The sequence below is a fragment of the Streptomyces sp. S.PB5 genome, from assembly GCF_030403745.1.
In the GTDB taxonomy this organism is placed as follows: domain Bacteria; phylum Actinomycetota; class Actinomycetes; order Streptomycetales; family Streptomycetaceae; genus Streptomyces.
The window spans coordinates 179,295-191,232 of the sequence record NZ_JAQMWP010000007.1; the positions used below are offsets into that span (position 1 = coordinate 179,295).

Annotated in this window: 9 protein-coding genes and 1 pseudogene; 4 read left to right on the plus strand and 6 right to left on the minus strand. The window is 70.9% G+C overall.

Translation table 11 applies throughout. From position 1 onward, the window contains the following. The first annotated feature begins 132 nt into the window (after positions 1-132). From PH203_RS19735 to PH203_RS19750, 4 genes and pseudogenes are all read left to right on the plus strand, one after another. Positions 133-1,257, plus strand: coding sequence for an inositol-3-phosphate synthase (locus tag PH203_RS19735; protein ID WP_289921475.1), 1,125 nt, complete (start codon positions 133-135; stop codon positions 1,255-1,257). 50 nt (positions 1,258-1,307) lie between these two features. Beyond that, positions 1,308-1,514 (plus strand): annotated as a pseudogene (locus PH203_RS19740) (hypothetical protein); the annotation flags it as partial. Next, positions 1,511-2,704 carry a sugar phosphate isomerase/epimerase family protein gene (locus PH203_RS19745; protein WP_289921476.1) on the plus strand — a complete coding sequence of 398 codons (1,194 nt, stop codon included), beginning with the start codon at positions 1,511-1,513 and terminating at the stop codon, positions 2,702-2,704. The pseudogene PH203_RS19740 and the gene PH203_RS19745, both read left to right, overlap by 4 nt. 205 nt (positions 2,705-2,909) lie before the next feature. Further along, complete coding sequence (locus tag PH203_RS19750; protein WP_289921477.1) at positions 2,910-5,030, plus strand: PQQ-dependent sugar dehydrogenase; 2,121 nt, start codon at positions 2,910-2,912, stop codon at positions 5,028-5,030. A 59-nt stretch (positions 5,031-5,089) separates the two neighbouring features. Here PH203_RS19750 and PH203_RS19755 read toward each other — a convergent pair whose 3' ends face one another. From PH203_RS19755 to PH203_RS19780, 6 genes are read right to left on the minus strand one after another with little or no spacing between them, the layout of a single operon-like run. Next, positions 5,090-5,974 (minus strand): bifunctional methylenetetrahydrofolate dehydrogenase/methenyltetrahydrofolate cyclohydrolase, encoded by an 885-nt coding sequence (locus tag PH203_RS19755; RefSeq protein WP_289921478.1) that lies wholly within the window; start codon positions 5,972-5,974, stop codon positions 5,090-5,092. 52 nt (positions 5,975-6,026) lie between these two features. After that, positions 6,027-6,881 (minus strand): formyltetrahydrofolate deformylase, encoded by an 855-nt coding sequence (gene purU, locus PH203_RS19760; RefSeq protein WP_289921479.1) that lies wholly within the window; start codon positions 6,879-6,881, stop codon positions 6,027-6,029. A 10-nt stretch (positions 6,882-6,891) separates the two neighbouring features. Further along, positions 6,892-8,271, minus strand: a complete 1,380-nt coding sequence (locus tag PH203_RS19765; RefSeq protein ID WP_289921480.1) for an L-serine ammonia-lyase — start codon at positions 8,269-8,271, stop codon at positions 6,892-6,894. After that, positions 8,268-8,873 (minus strand): sarcosine oxidase subunit gamma family protein, encoded by a 606-nt coding sequence (locus tag PH203_RS19770; protein ID WP_289921481.1) that lies wholly within the window; start codon positions 8,871-8,873, stop codon positions 8,268-8,270. Before PH203_RS19770 ends, PH203_RS19765 begins: the two co-directional genes overlap by 4 nt. Beyond that, positions 8,863-11,667, minus strand: a complete 2,805-nt coding sequence (locus PH203_RS19775; RefSeq protein ID WP_289921482.1) for a 2Fe-2S iron-sulfur cluster-binding protein — start codon at positions 11,665-11,667, stop codon at positions 8,863-8,865. Before PH203_RS19775 ends, PH203_RS19770 begins: the two co-directional genes overlap by 11 nt. Continuing rightward, on the minus strand, positions 11,664-11,936 hold the full coding sequence (locus PH203_RS19780) for a sarcosine oxidase subunit delta (protein ID WP_289921483.1): 273 nt from the start codon (positions 11,934-11,936) through the stop codon (positions 11,664-11,666). Before PH203_RS19780 ends, PH203_RS19775 begins: the two co-directional genes overlap by 4 nt. Positions 11,937-11,938 lie beyond the last annotated feature (2 nt).

The window sequence follows — 11,938 nt, forward strand, 5'->3', positions numbered from 1 at the left end:
CTTGCACAAGGGGTTCCCGTCGCAGACGAACGGGACTACGGTCCCAGTCGTGCACAGGCACCACAGAGTGATTCAAGACTGACGGCGCATCAGGGCCGAAGGCCCGTAAGCGTCCTCCTGGGGAGGCGGTCCGTGAACAACGACGGGAACACCACACCCACCGGTGTCTGGTTCGTCGGCGCCCGCGGATCGGTGGCCACCACCGCGGTCGCCGGTTGCGCGGCGGTCACCGCCGGACTGCGTCCGCCGACCGGCATGGTCACCGAGACCCCGCCGTTCGACGGCACCGGACTGCCGGCCCTGGCCTCGCTCGTCTTCGGCGGTCACGACGTCGCCGACTCCCCGCTGCCGAAGCGGGCCGAACACCTCACCGACGCGGGCGTCCTGCCGCACGGGCTCGCCTCCGCCGTACACGCCGAACTGCTCGCCGCGGAGAAGGAGACACGGTTCGGCGGCCCGCTCCCGGACGACCCGCGCGACGACGAGGAACTCGTCGCGGACCTCGCCGCCGACCTCACCTCCTTCCGTACGCGCAACGAGCTGGCCCGCGTGGTCGTCGTCAACGTCGCGTCCACGGAACCGGCGCCCGCGCCGGATGCGTTACGACTGCCGCCCAGCTCCCTCTACGCGGCCGCCGCCCTGCGCGCCGGCTGCCCCTACGTCAACTTCACGCCGTCCACCGGCCTGCGCACCCCGCCCCTCACAAAAGCCGCCGCGGCCGCCGGACTTCCGCACGCCGGCCGCGACGGCAAGACCGGCCAGACCCTGCTGCGGGCCGCGCTCGCCCCGATGTTCGTCCAGCGGGCCCTGCATGTACGGGCCTGGTCCGGCACCAATCTGCTCGGCGGCGGCGACGGGGCGGCGCTGGCCGACCCGGGCGCGGCCGCCGCGAAGAACGCCGGCAAGGCACGCGTCCTGACCGAGACCCTCGGGCACACGCCGGAAGGCGAGGTGCACATCGACGACGTACCGGCGCTCGGCGACTGGAAGACCGCCTGGGACCACATCGCCTTCGAGGGCTTCCTCGGTGCGCGCATGGTCCTGCAGACCACCTGGCAGGGCTGCGACTCGGCCCTGGCCGCACCTCTTGTGCTGGACCTGGCCCGCCTGGTCGCCCGCGCCCACGAGGCGGGTCTGTCCGGACCGCTCCCGGAACTGGGCTTCTACTTCAAGGACCCCGACGGAGGACCGGCGGGTCTGCCGGAGCAGTTCACCGCGCTGCTGGCGTTCGCCGACCGCCTGCGCCGGGCGGGGTGACCGGGCCGAGCCGCACCGCCCGGCGCCCGCTTCGCCTCCGTACCCCTTGACCATCCCCCCCACGCGGCCGTCGCGGCCGCCTCTCCGCGAGCGACGAAACAGGTCGCTCGTCCTGGAACCCCACCCCCCGCGCAGTGCCCGGCCGCGTTGCGGCCACTGAAGTGAACGCCCTTCTCCTGCGGCTCACCGCGCTCTGCCGAGGCGGCGGCCGTCAGGCACCCGCAGCACCGCGACGAAGAAGGAGAGAACCCCTGTGACCGCGTTCAACGACGAAGCCGGCACCGACCGAGCCGGCACCGACCGAGCCGGCACCGACGACGCCCTGCGCCGCACGCTCGGCGTCAGCCGCCGCCGTTTCCTGAGCACCTGCACGGCCGCCACCGCCGCGGCGATCGCCGCCCCGGTCTTCGGCGCCGCACCCGCGCTGGCGCAAGACAGAACCGGAGCCGCCGGCGACGACCGGGGCCGCTCCGCCCTGGTCCCGCCGCACAAGCGCGGCATCATCCTCTACACCGTCCGTGACGCCGTCGCCCGCGACCCGCTCGCCTCCGACCTGCCCTCCGGTTTCCGCGAGGTGTTCCGGCAGCTCTCGCGCTTCGGCTACCGCCAGGTGGAGTTCGCCGGCTACGGCCAGCACGCCAACGCGCCCGGCGGCGCCGACCTCGGCACCGTCCAGGGCGCGAGGCTGCTGCGCTCCTGGCTCGACGAGTACGGTCTGCGGGCGCAGGGCAGCCACGGCTACATCCCGCCGTCCTGGCCGCTGACCACGTCGGACCTGGACACCTTCAAGCGCTGGCTGGAGATCGCCAACATCATCGGCATGGAGCACATGGGCACCGGCAACGACCCCACCAACAGCCGCTACCGGGCCGACTGGGACATCGCCGCGGAGAAATGGAACACGCTCGGTGAGACAGCCCGCCGTGAGGGCATCAAGCTCTACACCCACAACCACGACGCGGCCTACGACTTCCTCCTCGACGGCGGCCCCCTGGACGACCAGGGCCGGCCGACCCGCAGCTCCGGCATCCGCAAGCTGGAGTACTTCGTGAAGGTCACGGACCGCAAGAGCGTCTATCTGGAGCTCGATGTGTTCTGGGCCCACGTGGCCCAGTACAAGTTCCACACCTACACCGCCCACGACGGCTCGCAGCGCGAGGACGTCTTCGACCCGGCCGCGCTCGTGGTCCGCAACAACAGCCGCTTCCCGCTCTTCCACGCCAAGGACGGTGTGGTGAACCCCCAGAGCGGCCTGGGCTACGACATGGTGCCGTTCGGCACCGGCGACATCGAATACCGGAGGTTCTTCACCCGGGTGGGGGCGAAGAACTACCACAACCCGATGGTCGAACAGGACAACGCGCCGAGCACGACCGCGCCCGGCCAGTCCCTGGAGTTCGCCAAGGTCGGCTACGACAACCTCGCGGCCCTGCGCGCCTGCAACTGACCTGACGTCACCCGCGGTTCCTGCCCGGCGAATCTGGCCGCCGGGCGGGTCCCCGGAGCGCCCGAAAAAGCAGGAAGTAACGGGGCAAACTTTCCCCGAACAGGCCGTGACTTTGTCCTTGACGAGTTGAAAGTGGGCGCCCTAGCGTCCAACTCACGCATTTCGCCTGGCTCTTGACCCGCCGGCCAGACCAAAGGAGTTCTGAGTGCGTAACAGACGGATCGTCACCCTCATAGGGGCGGCTGCGCTGGCCGGAGCCGTCGGGCTCCTGCCGCTCCCCGCAGCCCAGGCCTCCCCGTCGGACCCGGCGCCGCCGGCTTCGTCGGACTTCCAGAAGGTCACCCTCAACGACCGCCCGGGCGAGCCCATGGCCCTGGCCGTCCTGCCCGACCGGCGGGTGCTGCACACGGCCCGGACCGGCGAGATCCGGATCCACGACCCCAAGAGCGGCGTCAACTTCCTCGCCGCCGACATGAAGAAGAGCCCCGCCGGGCTCTACCAGCACGACGAGGAAGGCGTGCAGGGCATCGCCATCGACCCTGCCTTCGCCAAGAACCGCTGGGTCTACCTCTATTACTCGCCCCGCCTCGACACTCCCATGGACGACCCGGCCACCCCGGGCGTCAACGAGGGCGACGCACCGCAGTTCGGCACGGCCGCGGACTTCGCCAAGTACAAGGGATACACACGGCTTTCGCGGTTCAAGCTCGTCGGCAACAAGCTCGACTACAACACCGAGCAGAAGATCATCGACGTACCCGCCGACCGCGGTATCTGCTGCCACGTCGGCGGCAAGATCGACTTCGACCACAAGGGCAACCTCTTCCTGTCGACCGGCGACGACTCCAACCCGTTCTCCTCCGACGGCTACGCCCCGATCGACGACCGCCCCGACCGCAACCCCGCCTACGACGCGCGGCGCACCGCGGGCAACACCAACGACCTGCGCGGCAAGGTCCTGCGCATCAAGGTCAAGTCGAATGGCGGCTATTCCGTACCCAAGGGCAACCTCTTCGCGCCGGGCACCGCGAAGACCCGCCCCGAGATCTACGCCATGGGCCTGCGCAACCCCTTCCGCTTCACCGTGGACGAGCGGACCGGTGAGCTCTACGTCGGCGACTACTCGCCCGACGCCAACACCGCCAACCCGGGCCGCGGCCCTGCCGGGCAGGGGCGCTGGATGGTCATCGACCGCCCCGCCAACTACGGCTGGCCGTTCTGTGTGACCCCGGACATGCCGTACCAGGACTACGACTTCGCCACCCAGACCTCCAGCGGCGCCTTCAACTGCGCGAAGCCGGTCAACGACTCGCGCCACAACACCGGCCGCAGTGAGCTGCCCCCGGTCGAGGACTCCGAGATCGTCTACGGCTACGGCGCCTCCGCGGAGTTCCCCGAACTCGGCACCGGTGGCATCGGCCCCATGGGCGGCCCGGCGTACCGCTACGACAAGCACAACAAGGCCGCCAACCGCTGGCCCCAGTACTTCGACGGCAAGCCGCTCTTCTACGAGTGGACCCGTGACCAGATGAAGGCCATCACCCTCGGCAGGAACAACGAGGTCCAGAAGATCGAGGACGCGATCCCCACGATCACGACGGACGGCCCGATCGACGCCGAGTTCGGCCCGGACGGCGCCCTGTACGTGCTGGAGTACGGCACCGGCTACTTCGCCGAACTGCCCGAGGCACAGCTCTCCCGCATCGACTTCACCCGGGGCAACCGCACCCCGGAGCCCAAGGTCGCCGCGGACGTGGTCAACGGCACCAGGCCGCTGACGGTCCAGTTCTCCAGCGCCGGCACGAAGGACGCCGACGGCGACGCGCTGCGCTACGCCTGGGACTTCGACGCCGACGGCACCGTGGACTCCAGGGAGGCGAACCCGACGCACACCTTCACCGAGAACGGCGTCTTCGACGCCACGCTGAAGGTCACCGACAGCACCGGGCGCTCGGCCTCCGCCTCCGTTCCCGTCGTGGTCGGCAACAAGGCGCCGGTCGTCTCCCTCACCACCGACCCGGCTCCGCACGGCGGCACGCCGTTCCACTGGGGCGACACGGTCACCTGGCAGGTCACCGTCACCGACGACCAGCCGGTGGACTGCGCCAAGGTCACCGTCTCGTTCATCCTCGGCCATGACACCCACGGCCACCCGCTGTCCACGAGCAACGGCTGCTCCGGATCGTTCGAGACCTTCGTCGACGGCGGCCACACCGGCTCGGACAACCTGAAGGCGGTCTTCAACGCCTCCTACACCGACACGCCCCCCGCCGGCCTTCCGGCCCTCTCGGGCAGCGCCGAGGTCGCGCTGACCCCGGCCGACTGACACCGGCACCGACCCCATCGAGGCCGGGGAGCACCCCTCAGCGGGGGTGCTCCCCGGCCTCACGCGTGACTGCGGGCGGCCTCGGGACTCTTCGCCCAGGCGCGTTCGGCTGCCTCGACGATGTTGGTGAGGAGCATGGCGCGGGTCATGGGACCGACGCCGCCGACGGGGGGTGCCAGGGTGCCGGCGACCTGGTCGACGTCGGGGTGGACGTCGCCGAGGATGCCTTCGACGGTGCGGGTGAGACCGACGGAGAGGACCGTGGCACCGGGTTTGATCCAGTCGGGCCGCACGAGGTGGGCGACACCGGCCGCGGCGACGACGACATCGGCGGCGCGGGTGTGGGCGGCGATGTCGCGGGTGGCTTCGTGGCAGAGGGTGACGGTGGCGTGCTCGGTGCGGCGGGTGAGCATCAGGCCGAGGGGGCGGCCGACGGTGATGCCGCAGCCGATGACGCAGAACTGGGCCCCGGTGATGGGGACTTGGTGGCGCCGGAGCAGGTCCAGGATGCCGCGCGGGGTGCAGGGCAGGGGTGCGGGGACGCCCAGGACGAGGCGGCCGAGGTTGGTGGGGTGCAGTCCGTCGGCGTCCTTGGCGGGGTCGACGAGTTCGAGCACGGTGTGCATGTCGAGATGGGCGGGCAGGGGGAGTTGGACGATGAAGCCGGTGCAGGCGGGGTCCGCGTTCAGGCGCAGTACGGCCGTCTCGACGTCGGACTGGGTGGCGGTCGCCGGCAGGTCGACGCGCAGGGAGGCGATGCCGACCTCGGCGCAGTCGCGGTGCTTTCCGTTCACGTAGGAGCGGCTGGCGGGATCGTCGCCGACGAGGATCGTGCCCAGGCCGGGGGTGATGCCGCGCTCGCGCAACACGCCGACGCGGGCGGCGAGTTCACGTTTGATGTCCGCGGCGGCTGCGGAGCCGGAGAGAACGGTCGCGGTGGTCACGGTGCACACGTTCCGTTTCTGTGCAGGCCGGTCGTCGAAGGCGCCGGCGGCGTCAGCTGAAGATGACCGTGCGGTTGCCGTGCAGCAGGACCCGGTTCTGGCAGTGCCAGTTGACCGCGCGGGCCAGCGCGGTGCGTTCGGCGTCGCGGCCGACGAGGACGAGCTGGTCGGCGGAGAGACGGTGGTCGACGCGGATCACCTCCTGCTCGATGATGGGGCCCTCGTCCAGGTCGGCGGTGACGTAGTGGGCGGTGGCACCGACGTGCTTGACGCCGCGCTGGTAGGCCTGGTGGTAGGGCTTGGCGCCGACGAAGCTCGGCAGGAACGAGTGATGGATGTTGATCGCCCGGCCCTCCAGCTTCTTGCACAGGTCGTCGGAGAGGATCTGCATGTAGCGGGCCAGGACGACCAGGTCGATGGCGTGCTCGTCGACGAGTTCCAGCAGACGTGCCTCGGCCTGGGGCTTGGTCGCCGCACTGACCGGGACGTGCTCGAAGGGCAGGCCCGCCGCATCAGCCAGGGGCCCCAGATCGGGGTGGTTGGAGACGACGAGCGCGATGTCGGCGTCCAGGGTGTCGCTGCGCCAGCGGTAGAGCAGGTCGGCCAGGCAGTGGTCGAACTTCGACACCATCACCAGGATGCGGGGCTTGACCGAGGCGTCCCGCAGCTGCCACTGCATGCCGTAGGTGCCGGCGACGGCGTCGAAGGCCTCCTTGAGACCACCGAGGGTGATCGACTCGTCCGTGGTCCTGAACCCGGTGCGCAGGAAGACGAGTTCGTGGTCGGGGTCGTCGAACTGCTGGTGCTCGGTGATGTCACAGCTGTGCCGGACCAGGAAACTGGTCACCGCGTTGACGATACCGGGGCGCTCGGGGCAGCTCAGGGTGAGAACGAACTGGGTGCTCATGGCTGTCTCCTCAGCACTCGACCACGTTCAGGGCGAGACCGCCACGCGCGGTCTCCTTGTACTTGTCCTTCATGTCGGCCCCGGTCTCCCGCATGGTCTTGACCGCCTTGTCGAGGGAGACGTGATGGGTGCCGTCGCCGTGCAGGGCCATCCGGGCGGCGGTGATCGCCTTCAGGGAGGCGACCGCGTTCCGCTCGATGCAGGGGATCTGCACGAGCCCGCCGACGGGGTCACAGGTGAGACCGAGATTGTGCTCGATGCCGATCTCGGCGGCGTTCTCCACCTGTTCGGGGGTGCCGCCGATGACCTCGGCCAGCCCGGCGGCCGCCATCGAGCAGGCCGAACCGACCTCGCCCTGACAGCCGACCTCGGCCCCGGAGATCGAGGCGTTCTCCTTGAACAGCACTCCGATCGCCGCCGCGGTCAGCAGGAACCGCACGATGCCGTCCTGGTTCGCGCCGCGCACGAACCGCTCGTAGTAGTGCAGCACGGCGGGGATGATCCCGGCGGCGCCGTTGGTCGGGGCGGTGACCACCCGTCCGCCCGCCGCGTTCTCCTCGTTCACCGCCAGTGCGTACAGCGTCACCCACTCCATCGCGTGCAGCGAGTCGGTCTCGGCCTCCTCGTCCGCGCCGAGCAGTTTGCGGTGCAGCGCGGCGGCCCGGCGCCGTACCTTCAGACCGCCGGGCAGCACGCCGTCGGTCGCGCACCCGCGCAGCACGCACTCCTGCATGACGGACCAGATGTGCAGCAGCCCCGCCCGGACCTCGGCCTCGCTGCGCCGGGCCGTCTCGTTGGCCAGCATGATCGAGCTGATCGAAAGGCCGGTGCCCTCGGTGTGCGCCAGCAGTTCGGCGCCGGTGGTGAACGGATAGGGCACCGGCGTGGTGTCCGGCACGATCTGCGGGCCCTTCGCCTGGTCGTCGTCCAGGACGAAGCCGCCGCCGACGGAGTAGTAGGTCCGCAGCGACAGCCGGCGGCCGGAGCTGTCGACCGCCTCGAAGGTCATCGCGTTGGAGTGGAAGTCCAGCCGCTTGCGGCGGTGCAGGACGATGTCGTCGTCGACCCGGAAGGCGAGGGGATGTTTGCCGAGCAGGTGCAGGCCGCCCGTCGTGCGCACCCGGTCCATGGCCGGTTCGGCCAGGGCCGGGTCCACGAGTTCGGGCGCGTGCCCTTCCAGGCCGAGCACGACCGCCTTGACGCTGCCGTGCCCGTGCCCGGTGGCGCCCAGCGAGCCGAACAGCTCGACGTGGACGCCGTGCGTGTCCTCCAGCAGTCCTTCCTGTTCCAAGGCGTGCGCGAAGAGGTGCGCGGCCCGCATCGGGCCGACCGTGTGCGAACTGGACGGCCCGATGCCCACCTTGAACATGTCGAAGGCGCTGAGGGTCATCCGGTGCCCCCGCCGTACTCCGCGCCCCCGCCGTACTCCGTGGCCGCGTCGACCAGCCAAGCCGCCGTGTAGGGGGCGAAGGAGGCACGGACCAGCAGCCAGGCGCCGGAGGCGCCCTCCCCTCGGACGACGAGGGTGATGCCGGTCTGGGCGAGGAGGGTGGTGTAGCAGGACCCGACGGGGGACACCCGGGGGTCCAGGTCGATCGCGCACCCCTGGGCCAGGATCTGCCGGGTGAGGCCGCCCCGCAGGGACAGCACCGTGCGCTGTGCGGAGACATCGGTGACGGTGGCGAACTCGTTGCCGATCGCGGACCTCAGCCGCTCGACGAGCGCCGTGTCCGGGGGCGCCACCAGCAGCCATTCGTCCGGGCCCAGCCACAGGGCCTTCACCTCACCGGACATCTCCGCACGGGAGGCCGACGGCAGCTTCAGACCGAGCGCCGACTCGACCGCCTCCGCGGCGGCACTGCCCGGGGTCACCCGCAGAGTGACCTGGGTGAGGAAGGGCAGCTCCTCGACCTGGAAGCCGGCGGGCAGCCGGTCGAAGGTCTCCCGCCACTCGGCGAGCGGGCTGACACGAACGGGGGTCTCAACCGTCACGGCGGCTTCCCTCCTTGTCGAAGACCACGGGGTCGGTCACGGTCACCGCGACGGTGCGGCCCTCCAGCGGGACGTAGAGCGTCTCGCCGAGCCGCTCGGTGCCGCCGCGCAGCAGGGCGAGGGCGAAGGTGCGCTGCAGGGCGTCACTGCGGTAGCTGGAGGTGACGTGCCCGAGCATGGGGACCGGGGGTGCGGGCACCTCGGGGGTGGCGATGATCTGGGCGCCCTCCGGGAGGAGGGTGCGCTCGTCGACGGGCAGCAGCGCGACCAGCTGCTTGCGGTCGGTGCGCCGGTTCTCCGCACGGGCGAAGGACCGCTTGCCGACGAAGTCCTCCTTCTTCTTCGACACCACCCAGGACATCCCGAGATCCTGCGGAGCGACCGTGCCGTCGGTGTCCTGACCGATGATCGGGTACGCCTTCTCCGCGCGCAGCACGTGCATGGTCTCCGTGCCGTACGGCGTGATGCCGAAGGGGCCGCCCGCCGCGTACACCGCCTCCCACACCGAAGTGGCGTACCAGGCGGGCACGTTGATCTCGTAGGCGAGCTCACCGGAGAAGCTGATCCGTGCCACCCGCGCGGGCACGCCCGCCACGAGGGTGTCCTGCCAGGTCATGAACCCGAAGGCGTCGTTGCTGACGTCGAGCGTCGGTGCGACCAGCGCCAGTACGTCCCGCGAGCGCGGTCCGACCAGGGGGATCGTCGCCCAGTGCTCGGTGACGGAGGTCAGATGGACCCGCAGCTGCGGCCACTCGGTCTGGAGCCACTCCTCCATCCACTCAAGCACCTTGGCGGCGTTGCCCGTTGTCGTCGTGACGAGGAACTCCTCCTCGGCCACCCGGAACACGGTCCCGTCGTCCAGGGCCATGCCGTCGATCCCGCACATCACGCCGTAGCGGACGCGTCCGGTCTTCAGCGTGCTCATCAGGTTGGTGTAGAGCCGGTCCAGCAGTACCCCGGAGTCGGGGCCCTGGACGCTGATCTTGCCGAGCGTGGAGCCGTCCATCATGCCGACGCCCGCCCGGACCGCCCGGCACTCCCGCAGCACGGCCTCCTCGATCGTCTCCGCGCCGACGGGGTAGTACCAGGGCCGCTTCCACTGGCCCACGTTCTCGAAGAGCGCACCGTGCTCGACATGCCACCGGTGAAGGGCCGTGACCCGCACGGGATCGAACAGCTCACCGCGGTTGCGCCCGGCGAACGCGGCGAACGCGACCGGCACCGTGGGCGGACGGAGCTTGGGCGTGCCCAGCTCGGCGATGTCCACCCCCAGCGCCTCGGCGATGATGCCGGAGGTCAGCACACCCGACGTACGCCCCTGGTCGTGCGCGGTCCCGATGGTGGTGTACCGCTTGACGTGCTCCACCGACGTCAGCCCCGCCCCGGTGGCCCGCAGGACGTCCGTGACGGTCTGATCGCGCTGGAGGTCGACGAACTGGGCGTCCTTGGAGCCGGGTACCTGCCAGAGCACCGCGCCGGGTGCCCCGACGGGCTCGTCGCCGGCAGCCGGCAGATCCACCGGCCGTCCCGCGGTCCTCCCGAGCGCCGCCAGCGCACCGAGGGCCGCCTCCACACCGTCCCGCAGCACCTCGGCCGCCCCCAGAACTCCACTCGCGGCACCGGCGGTCCGTACGGTCTCCAGCGCGCCGGCCGGCACGAAGCTGCCCGACGCGCTGTCGTACCGAAGCGCTCCCCGGGCCTGGCTGAACAGCTGCACCGCCGGGTTCCAGCCGCCCGACACCAGCAGCAGATCGCAGCCGATCTCCTCGTCCCCGACCCGCACCCCGGTGATCCGCTCGACACCGCTCGTCCCCGACACCACCTGCCCGGCCCGCACCTCGATCCCGCGCTCGGCACAGGCGTCCCGCCAGTGGCCCGGCACCTCGCCGCGGGTGTCGATCACCGCGCGCACCCGCGCGCCGGCGTCGGCCAGTTCGGTCGCCGCGGGATAGGCGCTGTCGTTGGTGGTGAACACGACGACCTCACGGCCCGCGAGGACACCGAAGCGGTTCAGATACGTCCGGGCCGAGTCCGCGAGCATGATGCCGGGACGGTCGTTGTCGTCGAACGCGATCGGCCGCTCGTAGGCGCCGGTCGCGAACACGACCTGCTTGGCCCGGACGCGCCAGACCCGCTGCCGGGAGACATGCGCGGGCGCGTCCGCACCGAGGTGGTCGGTGCGCTTCTCCAGCGCGAGGACGAGACCGTCGTCGTAGTAGCCGACCGCCGTGGTCCGCTGCAGGAGCCGGACATCGGCGTTCGCCGAGAGCTCCGCCGTGGCCTGGGCGACCCACCCGGAAGCGGACTCCTGACCCAGCAACGAGCCACCGTGCGACGGCAGTTCATCGACCACGACGACCCGTGCACCGGCCCGCGAGGCGGTCAGCGCGGCCGCCAGCCCGGCCGGACCGGCGCCGACGACCAGCACGTCGCAGTGGGCGTGCACGGTGTCGTACCGGGCCGGGTCGGGCTCGGTGCCGAGGCGGCCCTGGCCGCTCAGCCCCCGGGCGACGAGACCGTCGTACAGCTCGACGGTGGTGGCCGTGAGCATCGGCTCGGGGAAGGGGAACTCGATCTGGACGAGGGCGTTGGGCTCCTCGACGCCCGCGGTCATGATGCCGCGCGGCCGGCCGTACCTGATGCTGGTGGCCACGTGGTGGACCCCGTTGGCCAGCAGGGCGGAGGCGAGGGTGTCGCCGGCGTGGCCGGTGTACGCGCGGCCGTCGAAGGTGAAGGAGAGGGTCTTGGTGCGGTCCACGGAGCCGAAGCCGTCGACACGGAACGCGTTGCTCATGTGCGGGGCTCCTCACCCGGGCGGTGGACGGACAGGAACTGATGGGTGACGGTGTCGCGCACGGCGTTGAACCAGCGGCGGCAGCCCGCGGAGTGCACCCACCGTTCGGCGAAGGGGCCCTTGGGGTTGTCGCGGAAGAAGACGTACTGGGCCCACTGTTCGTCGTCGAGGTCGGCGGGCTTCGCGGGGTAGGCGACGTGCGCCTGTCCGCCGTAGTGGAACTCGGCTTCCTCGCGTTCGCCGCACCAGGGGCAGGCGATGAGCTGCATCG

Bases quoted from the DNA above. Each gene is read 5' to 3' on its own strand.
- purU (WP_289921479.1), bottom strand. From the start codon at position 6,881: ATGAGCACCCAGTTCGTTCTCACCCTGAGCTGCCCCGAGCGCCCCGGT.
- PH203_RS19765 (WP_289921480.1), bottom strand. From the start codon at position 8,271: ATGACCCTCAGCGCCTTCGACATGTTCAAGGTGGGCATCGGGCCGTCC.
- PH203_RS19775 (WP_289921482.1), bottom strand. From the start codon at position 11,667: ATGAGCAACGCGTTCCGTGTCGACGGCTTCGGCTCCGTGGACCGCACC.
- PH203_RS19780 (WP_289921483.1), bottom strand. From the start codon at position 11,936: ATGCAGCTCATCGCCTGCCCCTGGTGCGGCGAACGCGAGGAAGCCGAG.